The organism is Paenibacillus sp. 22594 (genome assembly GCF_052044425.1).
In the GTDB taxonomy this organism is placed as follows: Bacteria; Bacillota; Bacilli; order Paenibacillales; family Paenibacillaceae; genus Paenibacillus_AQ.
Window position 1 is genome coordinate 595,062 of record NZ_JBQENA010000003.1, and the last position, 23,028, is coordinate 618,089.

A 23,028-nucleotide genomic window follows, 5' to 3' on the forward strand; every position below is an offset into this window, starting at 1 on the left:
GTTGGAAAAAGTAGATCTAATCCGGCCGTTTCCCTCCCTTTCGGGTAAATTCGCTTAAATTAAGTCTACTCTTTCCCACTATTGCCTCCGCAGAACGCTTTTTCGTCTATTTAAGTGGACTAATTCCACTTCCGGCAGCTATACACATCTTGTCCATAACAGAAGGCCGTCATAATTTTCAAAATAACAAAAAAATGGCGGCACCGGGGAAGTTATCCCGGTGCCGCCATTAAATTCAGGCTCATCCGTAATGGAATTGTTGAAGGTTCGAAAGAATTCCCTTACTTGCTCTTGCCCTTGTTTTCCCTCTTACTCTCCCTTGATCTCTTCCCCACCAGCTTCCCGAAGGGTGAAGCTATGACTGACGGAGGCTTCCTCAATGTCATGAAAGGCCCAATAGCCAGGGAGCACATCCGACCACGCCGGAGTCAGGGAACCGTATAAAGGTCCTCTCTTAAGTACTCTATTGATTAACGTCACCGCTTCTACCCGGCTGAGCAGCTTATCCGGTCCGAAGCTTCCGTCCGGCATCCCTTTCATATACCCTGCCTGCTGAACCAGGGCAATATTGTGTTCTGACCAGTGACCCTGAGTATCCGTGAATGAAGATGTGGGCTCTCCGCTCAGATTCATCCAGCGCACCACAATGGCTGCCATTTCAGCCCGGGTGATGAACACATTGGGTCCGAAGGTTCCGTCCTTGTATCCTGTCATTAATCCTGTCGATGTTACTGTACCAATATCGTTTGCCGCCCACCCAAAATCACTCATATCCTTATAGCTTATAGTCTGGGCCTTTGTATTCTGACCTGCTCCAATCCGGGACAGAACCGCTGCCATTTCAGCTCGGGTCATCGCTTGACCTGGTCTGAAGGCGCCATCCGGATACCCCTTCATATAGGGTTGATGCATGGACGGTTTCTGCTGGGCTGCTGCCCAGTTATCCATGCTCAGAACAGTAAATGTGCTGAATTTGGTCACGCGGAACTTCAGTCCAAGCTGCTCGGTTGAATACTGCACCACTTCTGGCTGTACCAGCACTTTCTCGCCGTCGCTGTGTTCAATGTAGATCACCAGCTTCGCTAAGAATGCCGCCCGCTCAGCCGCACTGGTTGGAACCGCGTGGCTTGGAAGCGGGAGAATCAAGTCGACCGGCTGATCCTTCAGACGGGTCTCAATGGTCACTGGACGCCCTATAACTTCTACACTTCCGGTACCTGCAGCCGCTTGGACGACAGCTTCCTTCTTCGCCCGTTCCTCTACAGAATTAACTGCAGCCGTATTCTTCACAGGGATGAACTTGAACCGATAATCTCCGTTTAGCAGAGTTAGAGTCTGCTGTGGCAGGATCAATCTTGCATTATTCGTGAACATTTCCAGATTGACCTTGCCGGAAGCAAGTGTCTTCAAGGTATCCTGGGACAATCCAAGATCCAGCTCAGAGACCTTGTCTTCCTTATCCGGAAGGACTAACCGGACTGTATCAAGCCCCGCTGCAGTAACTTTACCTACGGCTTCAAGTGCCTTGGCCGTTGTATAATCAGCCTTGTCTTTTTGTGTTCCATCCGGTTGGGTCGTCCGGTTAATGACCACATTGGATACCGGCTGCCCTCCTGCATTCCCGCCATCCACGTTAACTGTGATCGTCTCGGTCACAGGTTGTGTTCCTCCGGCAGATGGCTGCGGGGTAACTGGCGTCTCTGGCTGAGGCTGCGGAGTAACCGGAGTCTCCGGTTGAGGCTGCTCCCCTCCAGGTTTCCCTGGCTGAGGTACTTCTCCTCCAGGATTCCCTGGCTGTGGCACCTCTCCACCAGGATTCCCCGGTTGAGGTACTTCTCCCCCAGGGTTTCCCGGGGTTCCCGTTCCTGGATCAGGTTCCTGCTCCATATCTTTGGCAAAGCTTAAGTAGAAATCATCCAATGTTCCCCATGCGCCGCCATCGGCCTTAATATTGGCTCCGATTGTCAGCTTCCCATCGGTAACGAGGATATTCCCGATTTCAGGGTTATTCCATTGCCCCCACCCGTTAACCCCGGTGTCCACTTTCACTTCTTGTCCACCCGTTACGGCGAAGAGGTTCATCTCGGGATGAACAGCATCTCCCCCCTGAATGAACATGGAGAGATTGTAGTATCCCGGCTTCAGCCCGTAAACGGTCTGCACTACACTAAAGTTGACTTTGTTTGCGGAGTAAAAATGAAGCGAATAATTACCTGTCTTGGCATCAGAAACCTTGTTCTGGTAATCCGTATGAGGTGCACTTCCCTCTCCGTACGTGAGCTTCCACATGCTTCTGTCGCTGTTCTCAAAACCTGCGTTAACGATGAAGTTCTCTTTTTTAATGACAAGAAAAGCCTTCACCGCATGACCGCCTTCTACGGTTCCGCTAATGACATAGCTGCCCGTCCCTTGGCTGGTCGCCTGATCAAGTGCGGCTTGATCCCATACCACCGGTATCTTTCCGGTACTTCCATCGTTGTAAGTAACACTTACAACCGTCGGTAATTCAACCGGCTCCCCGGCCATCGCAGTCACCGAGACAGCCCCGATTTCATCAATGGCTAGTGGAGCAACCGCCCCAGTATCTACATATTTGAATACATTCAGCGAAGGAAGCGGATGACCACCAAAGTCAAACAATGCCTGGTTGTCGACCGCACTTCCGCCATACCACACCCCTGCATCTTTAGGGTCATATTCCTTCGCATAGCTCGCGGCCCAACCTGAACCGTATTTTTCCCACAGGAGTTTATTCTGCTCCAGGTTTTCTTTCGGACCTACCGGAAGCCATGCCGGCTCCCAATAAAACACGCCAATTCCCGCTTCACCAACATTTGCAACCGCCTCAATCACATTTCTGACTGAATTGGCCTGGCCTTGAACGCTGATGGGATAATCCAAGGTTTGGCCAGAGCTTTGCGGCGCTGTATTTCCGTGTCCATCCCCATCTTCAGCGGTATACGCGTAAGAGGTTTCGGCTACCATTACCTTTTTGCCAAAAGTATCGGTTACCTGCTTCAAAACAGATGTCAAATTGCTTAATGTGCCATGCCAGAACGGATAATAGGAACTCGCGAACACATCATAGTCTACTTGGTTATCCTTCAGCTTCTGTGCATAGGAAACATATCTGCCCGATGACTCCGGATTCGTAAAATGCAGTGCGATCAGGATATTAGAGTTGACTTCCCGAATCGCTCTGCTTCCCTCGCTAAACAATGCGCTCATCTTCGTCCAATCGGATTCCCCGACGAACTGTCCGTTGGTTTCATTGCCTACCTGTACCATGCCGACATTAATACCTTCATCAAGCAGGGCTTGCAGACTTTCTTTGGTATAGGTATACAGCGCGGTCTTCTTATCTTCAAAACTTAGATTTGCCCACGCCTTGGGCGTGTGCTGCTTGCCCGGATCGGCCCAAAAATCGGAATAATGGAAGTCCACCAGCAGCTTCATTCCATTGGCGGTGGCTCTTTTGCCGATTTCAATTGCGGTGGCCAGATCATTATTGCCGCCTCCATAACCCCTGCCCGCTGTATCAAAAGGGTCATTCCATAACCGTACCCGGACATAGTTCACCCCGGCTTCATGTACCGTTGTAAAAATATCCTGCACTGCGCCGCCCTCATTATAAAACTTGACTCCGCTATTCTCCAAGGCGATGATGCTGGAAATATCCACACCCTTAATAAAGTCAGGTGAGAGCCCTTCAACCTTCTTCACAAAAATATCTGCCGCTACCGGTGGAGCAGCTTCTACGCCTGTCTGCTTCAGCTCAAAGCTGTCCAAATATCCCCACGCTGCCGGAGCACCGCTGATATTCGCCCCGATGACAAGGCTCGGGGTATTCTGCGCCAATACAAATTTCAGACTGACCGTTCCCCAGGCATTGTAACCGGTGGTGGCAGTAACGGATGATTTGCCGTCTCCCGCAAACAGCTCAACCTTACCCGCTGCTGCTCCAGCGCCGCCCATGGACTTGACCGACAATTCATAGCTCCCTGCCGGAAGAGAATTCAGGGTCTGCTTCACCGTGATGGCCTGATTTCCAGTCGCCGCATCTTTAATCCAATATTTAAATGCATAAGTCCCTTGATCCGGTGTGAGCCATTTATCAGTGGCATATGCAAAACGGCTAATCTCTACCTGATTCCAGTCTGCCGTTTCCACACTCCATGAATGATCGGCCCAGAAATCCGTCTCAAAACCGCCGTTCACAATCTGCGGACCACTCGAAGCTGCAGCCTTCGCCGTCCCCAGCTGGAATGAAAATGAACTGAACATCAACAATACGGCTAATACTACAGATATACCCTTTACTCTATTTCTCATGTTCTGATCACCTTTCTATGCCCGTCTTTCGATGCCAATGAGTACTCCTGTTGCACGTAAGCACTTACATATAAATATATCAATCGTTAAAATATTAGGTAACGTATGAAAAGAAAACATTTTGTATGCTTAAGCAAGCATTTTGTACGTTGGCACACTTTTGCATCAGGTACCATCCCCGGGCGCACACGGCAAAAAGCCGTTCCCCGGTTATGACGGGAAACGGCTGTTCTATCGTTCATCCTGGGTCTCTAAGCTTACTCCTCAGACTTTCCTAAGACTCCATTCCATTCTCAATCCGCTGCATGAACTCTTCAGCAGCGCTGTAGCCAAGCTGCTTCAGGTACCAGTTGTTGGCTGCCGCTTCGATTAACCCCGCTACATCGCGCCCCGGCTGAAGCTGGACTTCGATATGCGGAATCTGGACACCGAGATAATCCGTGAACTGGGGCACCAGCTCCAGGTCGTTGTTCAGTGAATTCTCCCGCCATGGGGATAGCTCAATATCGAGCACAATGCGCGTCTCGTCCTGAAAGGCTTTGCGTCCGTATTGCCGCACAACGTTGATCAGGCCAATACTGCGCAGTGCAAGGAATTCACGTGTGGTCTCATTATGTGTCCCGAGAAGCGTGGACGGACCCAGCTTCTTGAGCACCACAATGTCGTCTGCCACGAACCGGTGGCCTCTGCCGATAAGCGTGTGTGCGGTCTCGCTTTTGCCAATCCCGGACTTACCCCTCAGCAGAACACCGATGCCTGACACATTCACACATACTCCGTGGATCGACAGCTCCGGCGCCAGTGTCTTCAACAGATAGCTGTCTAGCTTGGCAATGAACTCCGTTGTTATATCTCCTGTCCGCAGCAGCGGAATCCCCTCCTGGTCGCAGAATAGAGTCAGGTAGGGGATCTCCTGCTGCCCTGAGGTCACGATAAAACACGGTGGATGATATTTGACGATATTCCCAATATGGAGCATGCGTTCTTCTACGCTTAGTGTCAATAAGTAGTTAATTTCCTTACGGCCGAGCACCTGCACCCGCTCCATGGGAAAAAAATCAAAATAGCCGACAAACTCCAGCCCCGGTCTATGCGTCCGTGGACGGGTGATTTCACGGTCCATCCGGCTGGAGCCCGCCAGCACTTCCAAGTGGAACTTCTCCGTAAGACCTTGAACAGTGATAGACTTCATTGTTGTTCTCCTCCTGCGGTTAAGACGTATCCAGAATACGCCTGTATTTCGATCCTTTACTCCCGGTTAATATTCCACGATCCAAGGGAGTATTCCTGCATTGAAGTAAATTCGGTGTTATATTACATATGTAATTGTTTTCCTTATTATCCATATGAATAGGAGCGTATACAATGAATGAGCGTTTGGCGGAGGCTTTTTTTAACGGAGAATATAGTGAGATCTATAAGCGCTTCAGTCCTGAGTTCAAGCAAGAGGTCAGCGAAGCCGAGTTCACGGAGATGGGGAAAGACTTCATTCAGGGCGTGGGCCGTTTTGATTCTTCTACAGTGATGCAGCTTAACGGGATGGAGCAGCGAGTATGGACGAGCGATGCGGGAGATAAGGGGATCCTGGCCGTTTTCGATGAATCGGGTACCATCTTAGGACTGAGCATCACCGGCCTGAGTGCCTATCCCGAAACAGATAACGCATTCACCCAAACGGTAATAATCTCGCCCTTACAGGAAGATGGGTTTGTATTCTGGGGTGGAATTAACGTGCTGGACAATTACCATTATGAGGTGGAGAGCCAGCGTTATGCCTATGATTTCGTGCAGGAGGTAAACGGATATTCTTATCAAGGCGACCCGCTCATTAATGAAAGCTACTATGCATTTGGAAAGAATGTTACCGCACCCGCTGACGGAATAGTGGTCTCGTTCGCAAATGATGTGCCCGATAATTCGCCAGTTGGCGTCATGAATGAAGAAGCGCCCGCTGGTAATGTGGTAGTCATTGACCATGGCGGCGAATACAGCTTCCTTGCGCATCTGAAACAAGGATCTGTCACTGTCAAAACAGGCGATCAGGTCCGAGCAGGCGATGTAATCGGCAAGCTTGGCAACTCCGGTAACTCCAGTGAACCGCATCTGCATTTCCATGTATCAGACGGGGCCGATCTATTCGCTTCCCGCTCCCTGCGGATCCAGTGGAAGGACAATCTCCAGCCGTTAAAGGGCCAGACCATGACCAGCAGCAACGTGTACTCACCCATTATTACTACATTAGGCAAAAATTCACCATTGTCCACATCTTGAAAAACTAAAAGGTAATCGGTATTATTGCTGAACAATTGCTCACTAGCAGACTGAGCCATAGTTTTACTGCCAAGCTCTTTTATCTGATATATTTCTACCCCTGAGGGACATTGCACTCTATGATCCTGTCAGGAAGAGATCACCCCAAATAAGACTAAATACCTGCTTTATTGGGCGATAAGGTGGTAATTCCTGACCATTGATTTTGGAAACGATCATTGTCACAATAGGGTAATAGCCAGATATTACGGAGTTGTTACTTTTTGAGGCAGGCAAAGACCTGAGAAGAGTCATTCAGCCCGTTCCTGAACTAAGGGACGATGTTTGATTCTCTAAAGGTCTTTTTTATATGTTTGGCGGTATGCCTGCAGATTGAATAAGTGCCGCGGCGAAATGTTAGCCGCTCTGGCACCATGGTTGGGAGGAGCTGCAATGCCGCGGGAATATATCCGCCCGGAACAAAATGAACAGACTGAAAAGGAGGTCCGCGGGTCAGCGAAAGCATTGGCTGTCCGTCTGATTCAGCTGGCAGGTGGCGCCGGCAATATATCAGAAGCTATTCACTGCACAACCCGGCTTCGCCTTAGACTGCGGGACAGCTCCCGGGTAGATGAAGCCGGGCTGTCTGGCTTGCCGGAGGTTCAGGGTGTATTCTTCCGGACCGAACAGCTGCAAATTATACTCGGATCGGCTAACGTCTTTAAGGTACACCGGCAGGTTCTCCGTATCCTTCAAGATACTTCGACTGTTACACAGCAGGAAGCGGAATCCCCGCCGGTCTCGTTGGAACCGCCAAACCAGGAAAGCACGTCCAAGGACAAAGGCCTTGTAAAACAGGGGATATTGAGACAGGCGGTCGATGCAGTCAGCTTTTTCTCCGATATTGTTGTACCCATGATTCCGCTCTTTGTCGGGGTTGGCCTGCTGCTCGGTTTGTTCAGTATGATGGAGGTTTTCGGCTGGGCGCCGCAGGATAGTATCTGGTTCCGGACCTTGTCCTTGTTGACAAGGTCGGCATTTCAGCTGATGGCTGTAATGTTCGGCTACCACACCGCCAAACGGTTCGGAGGCACCCCGCCGCTCGGCGCGGCAATCGGCATTGTCATGACCCAACCCGATCTGCTGCGGGTTACCGGATTCGGAGGTTCACACATAAGCTCTGCGGATCTATTACTCGCACCACAGTTCGGGTATCAAGGCGCGGTGATTCCCACTATTCTTGCGGTATTGCTGATGACCCTAATCGAGAAGGCGCTGCGCCGGATTCTTCCGTCGTCGACTTCAGTGATGCTGATCCCCTTCCTAAGTCTTGCCACTGGAGGCACCCTTGCCATCCTGGTCATTGGACCGCTCACTTCTCAGCTTAGCGGCTCTCTTAGCAGCATGCTGGAACTTGTGTTCAGACAAGGCGGTACGATATTCGGGCTGTTGCTTGGCGGAATCTACAGCACTATCGTCGTTAGCGGGCTGCATCACGGAATTCAGGCCGTTGAGATCGGACTGATTACCAATCCGGACATCAGCGTCAATTTCCTGCTCCCCATCTGGTCTATGGCCAATATCGCACAGGGTGCGGCCGGACTGGCCGTGTATACCAGAACCCGGGACAAGGCTTTACGAAAAATAGCGCTGCCCGCCTCGATCACCGCCTTTTTCGGTATCACCGAACCGGTTACCTTCGGCGTCAATCTGAAGCTTGGCCGCCCTTTCTTGGGCGCTGCGGCAGGAGGAGCCGCAGGCGGAGCATATGTAGCTTTTCATCAGGTGGCAGCTGATTCGTTCGGTTTGACCGGCATTCCGATGATCGCCTTTATTGTCCAGCTCGGACAGATGAATCTTATCCATTATTTGATCGGTTTTCTGCTGGCAGCCATAACCGCCTTTATGGTGACTTGGATCCTTGGTGTTGACGAACCATCTGGCATAAGGAACAAAAAAGCATAGGAGAACAACATGAAAATCAAAAAAATTCTGAACAACAACGCGGTTGTGGTGAACGACCTCGGAGAGGAAAAGATTGTCATGGGCTCCGGGATTGCTTTTCAAAAAAGGAAAAATGATATTATTGATCCCTCTCTGATCGAGAAAATGTTCATTATGGACGACCCGGAGCAATACGGCCATTTGCAGGAAATGCTGGGATCATTGCCCGAAGAGGAGATTGCGGCATCTGAGCAAATTATTTCGTACGCGGAGCACGAACTGGAAGTGACGTTTAATGAGCACGTGCATATTGCGCTCACCGATCACCTCTCCTTTGCCTTGGAGCGGATCCGTAAAGGAACGATGATCCAGAACACGCTGCTGGATGAAATCCGCATTTTATATCCGAGAGAGTTCCAGATTGGGCTGCACGCCAAGAGCCTCATCCGCGAAGCATTGCAGGTCGATATCCCTGAAGATGAGGTAGGATACATCGCCATGCATATCCATACTGCCTGGAAAAATGCCGGTGCCCGCGGGACGGCTGCCGAAATGGCAGCGATGATTCGGGATATTGCTGAAGGATTGGAACAGGCCACCGGCATTCTGCTGGAACGCGGTTCTGCCAACTATGAGCGCCTGGTGACCCAGCTTGAAAATATCCTGCGATCCGATGAAACCGGCAAGCTGCTGAGCGAGTTGAACCCGGAAATTATACGAATTGCCAAGGAGCGCTATGCCCGGGAATACACCCAAGCCAAAGAGGTTGGGCATCAGGTGGAAGAAGATTATGACTATGTGCTCATCGACAGTCAGCTGGTATTTATCGCCATGGAAATCAACCGGCTCAACACCCGATCGAAGGATGGTAATATATACCAACCCGATATTACGGGTCTTTAGACCCTTGATGATGCAATAAAATAACGAAAAAACCTTTTTAGTCCTAAGAAAAACAGGAGTTTTAGGCTATAGCCAGTATCTGTTATTAAACATTAGAATTAACGCGACAGCAAAATATTGTCGGGATTGTTACTGTTAAGCAGGCAAGACCTAAAAATCCATTTGGGAATGGATACTTTTTTAAGTGTCCCCCAATGGTATTTTTAGGTCTTTTTTCTGTTTAAGACGACATATCCGAAACAGAAAAGGAGACAGAGAATATGAATATCAGAAAGATGGCCAGACAAGCAGCAGCAGTAACCTTTACAACAGCTTTACTAGCAGGTGGCGGGGCTTCAGCTTTTGCAAATGGGAATGACAGCAAAGACTTCAAAGAAAGCTACGGCTTCTCCCACATTACCCGCTCTGACATGCTGAAAATACCGGAACAACAACAGAGTGAACAGTTCCAGGTTCCTGCGTTCAATGCTTCCACAATCAAAAATATTTCTTCTGCAAAGGGTGTGGACCCGTGGGGTAACGCCATCGATCTTGATGTCTGGGACAGCTGGCCGCTCCAAAATGCGGACGGAACAGCCGCGGAGTATAATGGCTACCATATCACTTTTGCTTTGGCGGGAGATCCGAAAAGAGGCTGGGACACTTTCATTTACATGTTCTATCAAAAAGTAGGCGACACCTCGATTGATAGCTGGAAAAATGCCGGCAGAGTATTCAGGGACAGCGATAAAAATGTTCCAAATGACCCGATTCTGAACAAACAAGCCGAAGAATGGTCCGGTTCCGCGACCTTGACGAAGGATGGTCAAGTCCGCCTGTTCTATACCAACCGCCAAGGCTGGGATCCGGCACACGGATTTTTTGGCAAGCAGACCTTAACGACCGCTCAGGTGAATGTATCGAAGCCGGATAGGGAGACGCTGAAGATAGATGGCGTGGAGGACTTCAAATCAATCTTTGACGGAGACGGCAAATTCTATCAAAATGTGGATCAAGCCTTCGGTGGAGGCGATTATGCGGATAACCATACCTTAAGGGACCCCCACTATGTTGAAGACAACGGTCATAAATACCTTGTGTTCGAATCCAATACCGGGACGGAAACGGGCTACCAAGGGGAAGCATCGCTGTACAATAGATCTTACTATGGAGGAAGCAACGTCTTCTTCGAGGCTGAGAAAAACAAGCTGTTGTTCAGCCCCAAGAAATCTCTCGCAACTCTAGCGAACGGCTCCCTGGGTATCATTGAATTGAATGATGACTACACGCTGAAAACCGTAATGAAGCCGCTCATTGCCTCCAATACCGTAACCGATGAAATCGAACGGGCGAATGTTTTTGAAATGGATGGAAAATGGTATTTGTTCACAGATTCCCGGGGCTCCAAAATGACCATTGATGGAATCGGCGGCAATGATGTATACATGCTTGGCTATGTAGCGGATTCATTAACCGGTCCTTACAAACCACTAAACGGCAGTGGACTTGTGCTGCACATGGACCTTAATCCAAATGACCTTACCTGGACTTACTCCCACTTCGCGATCCCGCAGGCGGAAGGAAATAATGTGGTCATCACCAGCTACATGACGAACAGAGGCTTATATGCCGATCAGAAATCGACGTTTGCGCCAAGCTTCCTGGTGAACATTAAGGGCCCGAAAACCTCGGTTGTCAAAGACAGCATCCTTGCACAAGGACAATTGACGGTTAACTGAGCTCTTGAGCAAAAATAAGAATAGGCTGCAACGGTACTTCCTCCTATGTACGATTCGTTTGGGCCTAATGATTGCTATAGGGGTAGCGGCATACGATTCGGGAAGGAACAATATTCCGGAGGAGGCCGCCCCTTCTCATTCACCGCTGTCCTATCGGGCAGCCTACCATTTCACAACACCCGATAAGTGGAAAAATGATCCGCAAAGGCCGATTTATCTGGATGGAGCCTACCATTATTATTATCTGTATAACCGTGATTACCCCACCGGAAATGGGACTGAATGGCGGCATGCGACCTCCACAGATCTGGTGCACTGGACAGATGAGGGGATCGCCATCCCTAAGTACACGAATCCAAATGGCGATCCCTGGTCAGGGTCGGTGGTTGTAGATGGAGCAGGTACAGCTGGTTTCGGAAAAGGGGCTATAATCGCGATTGTAACTGAGCCCTCCGCCGGAAGCGGGCAGCAGGAGCAATATTTATGGTACAGCACCGACCGTGGATACACGTTTAGCGCTTACGGTAGTGCTCCCGTTCTGCGGAATCCTGGGACAACCGATTTTAGAGATCCGAAAATCATTTGGGATGACTTATCCGGCAAATGGATCATGGTCTTGGCGGAAGGCACAAAAGTAGGCTTTTATGAGTCCCAGAACTTAAAAGCCTGGCACTATATAAGCGGCTTTGTAACGGAGAACATCGGAATAGTGGAATGTCCCGATCTTTACGTGATGCATGCGGACGACGGGACCTATAAATGGGTGCTCGGCGTCAGCGCCAATGGGACATCATCGGGGAAACCTAACACCTATGCCTATTGGACTGGAGACTTTGACGGAAAGGCGTTTTTCTCCGATCAGAAGGAACCCCAGTGGCTGGATTACGGTTCTGACTGGTATGGTGCCGTAACCTTTGAAGAGGGTACCAGCAACGACACAACCCGTCACCGTTATGCTTTTGCCTGGATGAATAATTGGGAGTATCCCCATACTACTCCGACGCTGCAGGAAGGGTTCAACGGAATGGATTCGTTGGTTCGTCGAATTGAGCTGAAACAGGCAGGCGAAGGCCGCTATCATCTTGTTTCGGAGCCTCTGGAAGCCTTAAGTCAAACATCACAAGCGGCGGCAGCCTATGGGCCAATCGTTGTGGATGGTTCTGAAACACTCCCTTTCACAGGAAATTCGTACGAGCTTAACGCCGATATCAATTGGTCTGAGGTCAAAAATGCGGGTTTGAGACTTAGGGAGTCTGCCGATACAATCCATCATGTGGATGTCGGAGTTTCTGTGGAAGACCGCTATACCTATGTCAATCGGGCTTACACAGGGAATCCCGACAAGAGCGGTAATTACCTGGAGAGCAAGGCTTTCTTCGATGTAAGCAAAAAGAAGGTTCACCTGAGGATTTTTGTCGATAAAACGAGCGTGGAAGTTTTTATTGATGAGGGGGCCGTTGTTTATTCCAGTCTCATTTTCCCCGAATTATATGATCAGGGAATCACTCTGTTTTCGGACGGCGGCTCAGCAATTTTTAGTAATATAGTGATCAAGCAGTTCCGATATGTTTCCATGGCAAACACCCGATTCCGCGTACATTTGGAATCGGGTGTTTGCTGATCCATTCAAGAACTATGCAGATTACCGGGAAGTCTATGAAGTAAATGCATGTTTCTGTGTCTCATACTCTCCCGCTTCATTCGTTAGACCAAGGGAGCGATCCGTTAAGGTGTGAATGTCTTGTATTAGTTTGGGGTTATCCAATAAGGTGGCGCCATAGGAAGGGATCATCTCTTTGATTTTCGATTCCCATGCTTTGATCTGCTGCGGGAAGCATTTGATGATGACTTCCAACATGACAGAAACAGCGGTAGAAGCACCGGGAGAGGCCCCCAATAGCGCCGCTATCGACCCGTCGGCACTGCTGATCACTTCTGTGCCAAATTGCAGTGTTCCTTTGCCGGCTGCCGTATCTTTGATAATCTGCACACGCTGGCCTGCCACCACCAAATCCCAATCCTCACTCTTGGCATCCGGGACAAACTCCCGTAAGGCTTCTATGCGCTGTTCTTTGGATAACATCACCTGTCCAATCAGGTACTTGGTCAATTGAAGGTTTTTTGCCCCCGCTGCCAGCATCGTTGTCAGATTGCCCGGCTTTACAGAAGTGATCAAATCAAACATCGAACCGAATTTGAGGAACTTTGGCGAGAAGCCGGCAAACGGTCCAAAGAACAGCGATTCCTTCTGGTCGATCACTCTCGTGTCCAGATGCGGAACAGACATTGGAGGAGCTCCGACCGCAGCTTTTCCGTATACTTTGGCATGATGCTTTGCTACAATATCCGGCTTCTGGCACACCATGAACAGTCCGCTTACCGGAAATCCCCCAATTCCTTTCCCTTCAGGAATACCGGATTTCTGCAGCAAATGCAGGCTTCCTCCCCCGCCGCCGATAAAGACGAACTTTGCAGAATGATGCGAAGTGGTACCATTATCAAGGTTCTGCACCTTCAAATTCCAAGAGCCGTCCCGGGCGCGGGTAATATCATCCACTTGATGTTTGTATCGGATATCCGCCGTATTACTCTTTAGGTGGTCAAACAACATGCGTGTTAAAGCACCAAAGTTCACATCTGTACCTGATTCGATTCGGGTTGCCGCTATAGGCTGTTCTATTCTTCTGTCTTTCATCATTAGCGGAATCCATTTCATCAGCTGTTCCGGGTCATCGGAAAATTTCATCCCTTGGAACAGCGGATTTTTCGAAAGCGCTTCATATCTTTTTTTCAAAAAAGCAACATCTGTTTCCCCTTGGACAAAGCTCATATGGGGCACGGCCACAATAAAGTCCCGCGGGTTTTGTATCCGTTTGCTATTTACCAGGTAAGACCAGAATTGCTTGGAGAACTGATATTCTTCATTTACTTTTACAGCCTTGCTAATATCGATGGATCCATCCGGCTCTTCTACGGTGTAATTCAGCTCGCACAGTGAAGAGTGCCCCGTTCCTGCATTATTCCATTCATTAGAGCTCTCCTCGCCTGCGCCCGCCCGCCGCTCAAACACGGTGATGTTCCAGTCCGGGACTAATTCCTTCAGCATAGAACCTAACGTCGCACTCATGATTCCGGCACCAATTAAAATAACGTCTGTTTTTGTTTGTTGGTTGCTCATGTTTACCCGTCCTTCTACCCTACGATTTGCAGGAAGATTCAGGCGCTCCTGCTTAGGCGCTATAACAAGCTAGGGTGCGACTTCGTCACACACCTTTTCTGGATCAATGATGACCTGATCTTAGTGTATCACTATTACATATAAATTTTAATATTTATCTAGTTTTTTATATAACATAGTGAATCCCTTAAGCTGAGGAATGCGTTGTGTTATAGTTGCTACATGTCCAAGAACAAAATCATTCCCGTGCTCTCACGGAAATGAGCGGGCCTTACATCTATATCGCAACGTTGGCTTTGAGGTTACCTCTGAGTATCAGTATTACCTCCTTAACTCCGCTAGAATATAAAAAACGGCTGGTTCAGGTTCCCCCTGAGCCAGCCGTTTCTTTGTGTTATTTGAGTATCACATTGTCGATCAGCACTGCTGTATCAAATACACTGTCTCCCTGATCCCAGGCGTGGAAGCGGAGGACAATGGAAGCCTTGCCGGCAAATTGACTTACATCGAACTGTACGTGCTTCCAATTCGTCATGTATGCCGTAGAGTCGCCACCGTAGAAATCAATTGCCACTTTGTTCTCATCAATCCAATATGCCGTGGAGCCATTAATCGATTCAGTCCCAACAGTAACAGACTCATCACCGTAGACATTGGATGTCACCGTGTCCCCCCCATTCACATGAGAGGTAACAACAGAGGCTGTATTGATGTATACACTGGAAGTTACCGTTGCTTTAAAAGTGTCGTTAAATTTCGTTCCAACATATTCCTTTGGTTCCTCAGAAATGAAATTATAGTCGAACGAAAGAGTAGTTGTCCCTGCTGGAATAATGAAGCTTTGCTCAATATAACTATCCGAATTGTAGTCGTTGCCTCCGTTATTGTTGTTTTCAAACCCCAGGCCGGTACTGATAATAGCCATGTAGTTACCCTCAGTCGGCTTAAGGGGCCCCAGCATTGAAATCACCCGGACATCGCCATTTCCATTCCATCCGACCCAATTTCCGCTTTCAAATGTCCCGTTAATTACACCCTCTGTCTTAGCGCCAATGCTGCTTCCCTTCATAGCAAAAGCCGCCACACCATCGTTTGCGCCATGGGCAGCCACTGCTGCCTGGAAGGCTTCTTCGGTGGTCTTGTTCTCATCAACCAAAGCTGTGAATACGGATTGAATAATTGCTTGATCATAGGCAAGTTTTACATAATCGGTATATCCATAATAAGTGCCTGCACCATTGTTGATGAATGCATCTGCCATGGAATTATTGTACAAGCTTCGGCAGCTGCCGTTAAATACAATCGTATCCGGTAGCATATCGTTATAGCGTGTAATAAAGGACGGTGTAATCGCATAATAGCCAGAGATTATAGCCAACCTTCCTTTTTTCAGATCCATTTCATATGCTTTTTTACTCTCTGCTGTTGCCTTTTCCCCTGTCAGGAACATCACTTGTGGTCCAGCATACTTGAAATCCATGCCGTACTTCTTATGGAGTTTTTGGAGCACGTTTTCATCATAGAAAGTATCTCCGTGGGTATCTAAAACTATGACTCCATACTGATTTAGTCCTTTAAAGAAGTTAACATCCGCTGCAGTATCTTTTACTCTTTCCGCAAGGAACGGATAATTCGACTGAACGAAGTTATTATACACTGCGTCATAAACATTCGATGACGAAAGCTTGCTGGAAAACGGAGAAATCACAGCAACCCGCTTACTTCCTATGGTTGCGACGGTTTGTTCCATACTTTGCATTAACGCATTCGCTTTGAATGCATTACTGGACGCAGCCTCTTCAACGGTACTGCTTAAACCTTTCGTATTCTCTGGAGCTGCAGAAATGCCCCCCAGAATCCCAGTGTCCAGTAAATACCAGATGCTTCCGCCCTCACCGGAAATACCGGCATTCTCAACATCAGCTTGTGTTTGCAGCCAAGTCACAGTTGCTTCCTTCGCTTTTTGCAAATCGCCATATTCAGTGACTAACTGATCAAGCTTAACCTGCGTATTATTTTCAATGATTTCTGATTGTGCGAGCTGCTCATTCGTAAGATGCTTAACTACTGATAATTTCAGGACTGCGCTGCTTGGTACATCTTCCGTATAAGCCTGCAGATTGATGTAGCCTTCTGTACTTTCAGTCAATTCAGCTTTGCCACTGTAGATCCCGTCTGCCTTAAGACTGTCTCCATGTTCTTGCAAACCATCATCAAACAGTGTGGTGATTTGGGAAATCACTTTGCCGCTGTCGTCCATTTTATAGACACTCGCATTAACCGTTTTGGCTGCATTAAGCGTTGCACGGAATATGACTTTTGTTTGCTCCTCGGCATAAATGGAATCCATGTTCTCTCCATTTATCGTAACCTGGAGACCATTTACCGGTGCTGGTACTGCCGGTGCTGAAGCAGTCGGCACAGGTGTTGGTGATACCGGTGCTGGAGCAGTCGGCACAGGTGCTGGTGATACCGGTGCTGGAGCAGTCGGCACAGGTGCTGGTGCTACAGGAGAAGACCCGCGATCGGTTGTCACCGAGGTTGCCGTCGGGGTTGCCACGGGAGCCTTACCCTTATTATCCTCTTCAGCAAGGAGCTTCATGGATTTATCGACATACACAGATTTATTGATTGTGAATTCATAAGCTAGACGAGCCAGCGCTTGCCGCTCGGCGTGGTCTTTTGGCTTGAATTTCAGAGTCCCATCACTGCCTTGGGTCCCGTTGATGAAGCCGGTCTTAAAGGCCAGGGACACTTGCGCCTTTGCCCATTCGGACACTTCTGATAGATCTGACAGCTCGCTGTCAACCGGAAGCTTCTTCGCCGTTTCTTCCAATTTAAAGGCTCGAATGAAAAATACGACCAACTCTTCGCGGGTGACATTCGAATTAGGACTGTATGTGGTAGCCGATGTACCTTGTGTGATACCGGTCTCTACCAATGCACCTATGTAACCGCGGTACCAACTGTTCGGGGCAACGTCTTTGAACGAAGCTGCTTGATCTGCATTCACCTTCAGGCCGAGGGACAGAACGATGATCTTCGCCAGTTCAGCGCGTGTCATAGCCTTATTCGGTTTAAACGTATCATCTTCATACCCAGAGATTATACCTGCTTCTACTAGTGATTGAATCTCCTTTTGCGCGTAAGAATCAGCGGTGTCTTTGAACTGCGTAGACTTTCCAAATGCCATACTTGGCATAAGGGTGCTCAATAACAGGGCAAACACCATCATCAGATTAACTTTACGGCGCACTGCATGGAATAGCATTGTCTTCTCCCCTTCTACTCTAAAATCTCAATAAGCATTGTCGTCCTAATAGGTCCCAAGGATGGTATTTTGGACCATAATTCGACAACTTCTTGATTTTACAATAGGGCCCGGGAAGTTTTCAATCTTTATCGGTATTTATTTCCATAACTTCATGGCGGCCGCAATCGCCTGCCCATCCTCCCGGCTGATCTCGAAATGACCATAACGGAAGCTATACCCCCAGTTTCGATTCCCGCGTGTGAAGCTAAGCTGGTTCAATAGATCCGCAATCTTCACTTCCTGGCAAGGAAAATAGCGGATATTCCGGCGGTAGGGCACAAAGGTTTCGGACATTTTATAGGGGTAGATGCTGTCATCTTCAATCTGACCAATGGCAGTGAATGCCTGGAGTACCTCCCCCTTCGCCAAATCCGTCCGTGGAGAATAGTATATCAGCCAATCGCCACGTTTCATCCGCCGCAAAGGTGCTGACTTGCCATGGTTGAGCTGGGCGAATCCACCGAGCACCCCCCGCTTCACATGAGAAGCGGAGACAACCCCAATCCAGCAGCGGCTTTGCTCGCTTATACGTTGCATTCTAGAAATGCCCTCAACCGATCCATCTGCAGAAGATGATGACGATAGTGCATTTCAATAAGCAAAAACCATTCTACGGAGTTGAGTGGACCGAATCGCGGATGGGGTACCGTATTCTGCAGAGATGCCTGTTCAAGCTTCGGCAAGGTTTCTTTCATTCGGCCGATCACAGTATTCAATCCCTGAATTAACTGTTCTTTGCTCTCCGGCTGCACCGGGGTATATTGTGGAGAAGGCGGGACATGGACACGAATAGGCGGGAAGCTTCCTTGATCAAAGATCTCTGCACCCGCTCTTGTCTTTTCCGCGATAGGGGCAACAGAATCCTCACCTGGAGCCAGGCATTGTTCAACATTGCGAAGCTGCATATACAGAGCCGAGTTAATCAGATGCAGATACATTTGCCCAAGCGACCACTCGTCCTCACTTGGCTGACGCTTCAACTGCTCCATACTGAAATCATCCAGTTGATGGAGATAGTAATTTGCCGTTTCTTCAAACCGCTGCAACGCTTCGGTAGTATTCATACTTTTCAAACAGCTCCTTTATCATGATCTAATCTGACTATACAAAAACGCTACTGACAACGTTATGTCAGTAGCGTTTTAATTCTTTTTCAGCTTCGTCGTGAACCCGATTCCGGAAAGCCCCTCCCGCCGCCAGGCTTCTTACTTGATGACTTCATAACAGATCGATACCATCTGACCCATACGCTCCAGCCCTGTCAGCTTCAGATTGCCAGGAACCGTTCCTGCAGGAAATAACGGAATCCCCTCGCCAAGCAGCTTCGGAATCAGGGTTAGCTGCACCTCATCGATCAGTTCATGCTCCAGGAACGCCTGCACCAGTTGGCCGCCTCCCACCAGCCAGACATCCCCATCGGTCATGACCTGCAGCCGCGGGATCAAGCTGTCCAGTGCCTCGTCGGTAAAATGTACATACTTGTCTGGGGCTTGCTCTCTTCTGGTCAGAACGTAACAAGGCTTGCCGGCATAAGGAAATTCATCCGAAATCTTCAGCACCTCATCATAAGTAAGCCTTCCCATAACCACTACGCCAACGCCCTTGTAAAAATCACCGTAGCCGTTGTCGCCACCATCTCCTTGAACATCATAGAGCCAATCCACTGAACCATCTGGCTTGGCAATATACCCGTCCAGACTCATGGCAACATACAGCACAACTTTACTCCGCTTCATTGTTCATCGCTCCTCTCATGCTTTCATGATAAACTGGAACTATGACAACATACGTCGTAATAAAATGAGGTGCAAAAAATGAACGACCGACGGCTAGCCATGATGCAAATCATCGACTCCCGCAAAAAATTCACTGCCCGTGAGTTGGCCGAACGCTTCGGGGTGTCCTTGCGGACGATTCAGCGCGATCTCGACTACCTGCAGCAGATCGGCTTCCCGTTATATGCCGAAGTAGGTGCCCATGGCGGTTACCGGGCGCTGCCTAACCGGATTCTGCCGCCGCTGCGGCTTACGCCTAACGAAGCTCTGGGTCTCTTCCTGATGATTCAGGTCATGGAGCAAATCCAGAGCTTCCCCTATGAGTCGTTCCGGACGCACCTGGCCGAGCAGTACTATGCCAGTCTGCCGCCTGACGTGAAGGACTCGATCGACCGGATGCGCAGCCACATCGCCGTCCTCCAGCAGCAGCCTGCACAGCCTGCGCCGTTTACAACAGCTATTCTCCAAGCGGCAATCGCCAAGAGGCAGATTGCGTTCACCTATCGCTCGCGGAGCGGAACGAAGGACGCACAAGCAACTCCTGTCGGCATCTACCTGGAGAACGGCTACTGGTATATGCCTGCCAAGAAAGGCGACCGTGTGATCCTGTACCGCGCCGATCGCATCCTGGAGTTGGAGGTGCTGGAACAAGAGGACCCCTCCGCTCCAGATCTGCAGGAGTGGCTGGGAGCTGCTGATGAGCGGCCCCGATTGGAGGTTACGCTGTGGTTTACCGCCTTTGGAGCCCGGCTGGCTGAATCCGATCCGATGTTTCACTCTCTGCAGCAGGCAGAGCTCCCTTCTGAGTATGCCTATCTCTGGAAGGGCAGCGTCCCTGTGGAAGAGTTCCCTTATACGGCGCGGGGGCTGCTGAAGTTCGGACCCGAAGTGAAGGTCGGGGAGCCGCCCCAGTTACAGGAAATCGTCATCCAATTGCTGGAGCTCAGCTTGAACCCGTACCGGTAAGTCTTAAACTTATACTAGCTCATACAAAGACCTATCTACGCCCTGAACGAAAGGCGTCCATTCCCCTGTTGTGTACAGTAAAAGCCGGTGCATTGCCCGTGTGCATGCTGTATAAAAGAGCTTGCGCTCGCTCTCCTGGTGATAGGACTGCAAGGAAGCGTCATAGATCAGCACTGCATCAAATTCAACACCTTTAGCGAGATAGGCAGGAATAACTAGCGTACCCTTTTCAAAAGTGGGTGTGTTCTTTGTGATCAGCCGCAGCTCTTTGGAGCCCCCGGCTGTCAAAGTCTCGTAAGCCTCTCTGCTCTCGGCGGCAGTCTTCGTTATAACAGCGATGGATGTAAAACCTTCAGCCTGAAGCGCCGCCAGATCTGCCGCTATTCGTTCCGCTCTTTTTTCGCTGCCCCCCATCTTCAGGAGGGACGGCTTCCTGCCACTTCTGTCAAACGGTACAATTGCATCTCCGCCCGGCAAAAGCGACTTCGTAAACTCCACAATTGCACGGGTGGAGCGATAACTGCGGATAAGAAGAAACTGACTTGTTGCCGCTTCGCCATACAGCTGAATCAATGGAGAGTCCATCCCGTGCAAATTCGTTGCCTGCGTAAAGATGGCCTGACCGAAATCACCGAGTACCGTCATGCGGGCACGGGGAAAGAGTCTTTTGAGGAACTCATACTGAAACATTGAATAATCCTGACCTTCATCGATGAAGATATGCCGCACCTGCGTGTTGGTCCGGGCACCTTCGACAAGTTCTTTCAGATATAGATACGGTGTAGCATCTTCATAATAGAGTTCGTTTCGGCCCAGCTTTTCTTGGGTCTGCATACAGATTTCCGGCCAAAGCTCCGGTACCTCAGCTTCATTCGTCATCTCCCTGTATGCCGCCTCGTCTCTGAACAACTGGCTGTACAGTCCAACCATGTCTATGAACGAGAACTGTTTTACGCTCCGTCTGAGTGGTTTGAATTCCTCCTTCACAATCATTCGGCTGAGCAGCTCTTCCTCCCGCTCGGCAAAATCGAAATCACTCTCGTCCGGACGGCGTTTGTTGTGCAGCATTTCGTATATTCGGGCGTACTTTTCGGCAAAGTCAAAGACCCCCTGCTCTTTATGCAGCATACTGAACACTTCAGCGTACTGCTCTCCATCGAGATAGTTCAGCTCCTCCTGTACCCAAGGCGCTTCCTGCTCCTTCTTCTCCAGCCGGGTCAGCTCCTGCAGCAGCCATTTTTGTACCAGTGCGATGCGGTTCGTGAGGCGAATGGAGGAGTCATAGCTGTAAAACTTTTCTTTTATTTGCTCGCCCGGAATTAACACGCGATCCCGGAAACGGATGCCGTCAAACCTCATTCCCTCCTTCACCAGCCACAACGAATAACCGCGGAGTGCCTGAAGGTAAGCTTCAGACGCCTTATACTGAATTCCATTCATACGAGCCTCATAACCCAGAGTCTGCTGCTCGGTCAGCACATATTCGATCTGATCAAACGGGTCCTCCAAACGAAACGTTGAGGCAAGCCAATTGTCCAGATATTCCTGGAAGGTGGTCTGCTGCATGTTTTCCTCTCCGAGTTCAGGAAGAACAGTGGATACGTAGCTGTTGAACATGGGGTTAGGTGAAAAAAGAACGATCTGATCCGCGGTGAGTCTTTCACGGTGTTTATACAGCAAGTAAGCCACACGCTGCAGCGCCGCAGAAGTTTTCCCGCTGCCGGCCGCTCCCTGCACAATAAGCATTTGACTGTTATCGTTGCGGATGATCGCGTTCTGTTCTTTTTGAATTGTCCCCACGATGCTTTTCATTTGTGCATCGGCCCCCTGACCGAGCACCTGCTGCAGTAACTGGTCACCGATAGTTATACTCGAATCGAATACATTATCGAGATGACCGTCACGGATCTGATACTGCCGCTTCAGCTTCATGGTCCCGGTGATGCGCCCTCCCGGCGTTTCAAAGGCTGCTGCTCCTGGAGGATAGTCATAGTATAGACTCGCCATAGGGGTACGCCAGTCGTACACCAGAAAGCTCAGGCCATCTGCATCGACGAAGGACGACACCCCGATATACACTTGCTCAGTGATACCCTGGCCCTCTTCTTGAAAATCAACACGTCCAAAATACGGAGAAGGCAGTAGCCGGTTCATATTTTTCCATTGCTGCAACAACCGTCCGTGGCTCCGTTCCCGTTCAGATAACACTGCAGTTTGCTGATTGATTGTGAAGAATGTCTCTTCAAAATCCTCATCCGTACTCGTGTTGACCGTAACCTCATCCCAAAATCTTTTACGGATATCCGCTGCCTGCTCCCTTAATTGACTTATCTTGGGCTCCAGTTCAACAATTCTCTCCTCCAGCTTATCCATTACCAGATTGAGCTGCTGCTGCTCCTGCCGCCATTCATTTGAGTCCATCATTCCTGAATACACTCCTTCTCAAACTAAGTTAGAAACAAGTAGAAACGGCTTCACCGTCCTTTTTTAAGGACGGCACCGTTTCAGCGAGAAATAGAAGGATAATTTATAGCGCGAAGCATATTAATTCTTATATTTTGAAAAAAGGACGGTTGACAAAACGTAAATTCTTTTGCTATAATCAAAGTATAAAGATAATCAATAAGTCTGTCTTTATATGATGAATAT

Annotated in this window: 14 protein-coding genes; 6 read left to right on the top strand and 8 right to left on the bottom strand. The window is 49.3% G+C overall.

The window, feature by feature from the left end; all coding sequences use genetic code 11:
* Positions 1-309 precede the first annotated feature (309 nt).
* Complete coding sequence (locus ACTJKB_RS13390; RefSeq protein WP_440834560.1) at positions 310-4,332, bottom strand: glycosyl hydrolase 53 family protein; 4,023 nt, start codon at positions 4,330-4,332, stop codon at positions 310-312.
* Between the two features lie 274 nt (positions 4,333-4,606).
* Positions 4,607-5,524 (bottom strand): HPr(Ser) kinase/phosphatase, encoded by a 918-nt coding sequence (hprK, locus tag ACTJKB_RS13395; RefSeq protein WP_440834562.1) that lies wholly within the window; start codon positions 5,522-5,524, stop codon positions 4,607-4,609.
* 173 nt (positions 5,525-5,697) lie between these two features.
* On the opposite strand from hprK, the gene ACTJKB_RS13400 reads away from it, so the two are divergent.
* The 5 genes from ACTJKB_RS13400 (at position 5,698) to ACTJKB_RS13420 (ending at position 12,768) form a co-directional block, all read left to right on the top strand.
* A complete protein-coding gene (locus tag ACTJKB_RS13400) occupies positions 5,698-6,603 on the top strand; it encodes a peptidoglycan DD-metalloendopeptidase family protein (protein ID WP_440834563.1) in 906 nt (301 codons plus the stop codon).
* A gap of 432 nt (positions 6,604-7,035) precedes the next feature.
* Positions 7,036-8,547, top strand: coding sequence for a PTS transporter subunit EIIC (locus ACTJKB_RS13405; RefSeq protein WP_440834565.1), 1,512 nt, complete (start codon positions 7,036-7,038; stop codon positions 8,545-8,547).
* Positions 8,548-8,556: 9 nt separating this feature from the next.
* On the top strand, positions 8,557-9,429 hold the full coding sequence (locus ACTJKB_RS13410; RefSeq protein WP_440834566.1) for a PRD domain-containing protein: 873 nt from the start codon (positions 8,557-8,559) through the stop codon (positions 9,427-9,429).
* Between the two features lie 260 nt (positions 9,430-9,689).
* The gene (locus tag ACTJKB_RS13415) at positions 9,690-11,147 is read left to right on the top strand and encodes a glycoside hydrolase family 68 protein (RefSeq protein WP_440834567.1); all 1,458 of its coding nucleotides are present in this window, start codon (positions 9,690-9,692) and stop codon (positions 11,145-11,147) included.
* Between the two features lie 67 nt (positions 11,148-11,214).
* On the top strand, positions 11,215-12,768 hold the full coding sequence (locus ACTJKB_RS13420) for a glycoside hydrolase family 32 protein (RefSeq protein ID WP_440834762.1): 1,554 nt from the start codon (positions 11,215-11,217) through the stop codon (positions 12,766-12,768).
* Positions 12,769-12,801: 33 nt separating this feature from the next.
* Here the strand turns inward: ACTJKB_RS13420 and ACTJKB_RS13425 are convergent, their stop codons facing one another.
* The 5 genes from ACTJKB_RS13425 to ACTJKB_RS13445 all read right to left on the bottom strand — a co-directional run bounded on the left by ACTJKB_RS13425 (position 12,802) and on the right by ACTJKB_RS13445 (position 19,374).
* Positions 12,802-14,325, bottom strand: a complete 1,524-nt coding sequence (locus ACTJKB_RS13425) for a malate:quinone oxidoreductase (protein WP_440834569.1) — start codon at positions 14,323-14,325, stop codon at positions 12,802-12,804.
* Positions 14,326-14,719: 394 nt separating this feature from the next.
* Positions 14,720-17,596 (bottom strand): S-layer homology domain-containing protein, encoded by a 2,877-nt coding sequence (locus tag ACTJKB_RS13430; RefSeq protein WP_440834571.1) that lies wholly within the window; start codon positions 17,594-17,596, stop codon positions 14,720-14,722.
* A 138-nt stretch (positions 17,597-17,734) separates the two neighbouring features.
* Positions 17,735-18,175, bottom strand: coding sequence for an EVE domain-containing protein (locus tag ACTJKB_RS13435; RefSeq protein ID WP_440834573.1), 441 nt, complete (start codon positions 18,173-18,175; stop codon positions 17,735-17,737).
* Positions 18,163-18,702: a DinB family protein gene (locus ACTJKB_RS13440; RefSeq protein ID WP_440834575.1), complete on the bottom strand. Its 540-nt coding sequence runs from the start codon at positions 18,700-18,702 to the stop codon at positions 18,163-18,165. The genes ACTJKB_RS13435 and ACTJKB_RS13440 overlap by 13 nt, the downstream gene beginning before the upstream one ends.
* Positions 18,703-18,843: 141 nt before the next feature.
* Complete coding sequence (locus ACTJKB_RS13445; protein WP_440834577.1) at positions 18,844-19,374, bottom strand: dihydrofolate reductase family protein; 531 nt, start codon at positions 19,372-19,374, stop codon at positions 18,844-18,846.
* 78 nt (positions 19,375-19,452) lie between these two features.
* Here ACTJKB_RS13445 and ACTJKB_RS13450 point away from each other — a divergent pair, with 78 nt between their 5' ends.
* Complete coding sequence (locus ACTJKB_RS13450) at positions 19,453-20,379, top strand: helix-turn-helix transcriptional regulator (RefSeq protein WP_440834579.1); 927 nt, start codon at positions 19,453-19,455, stop codon at positions 20,377-20,379.
* Positions 20,380-20,388: 9 nt separating this feature from the next.
* Here ACTJKB_RS13450 and helD read toward each other — a convergent pair whose 3' ends face one another.
* Positions 20,389-22,800, bottom strand: coding sequence for an RNA polymerase recycling motor HelD (gene helD / locus ACTJKB_RS13455; protein WP_440834764.1), 2,412 nt, complete (start codon positions 22,798-22,800; stop codon positions 20,389-20,391).
* Between the last annotated feature and the right edge of the window lie 228 nt (positions 22,801-23,028).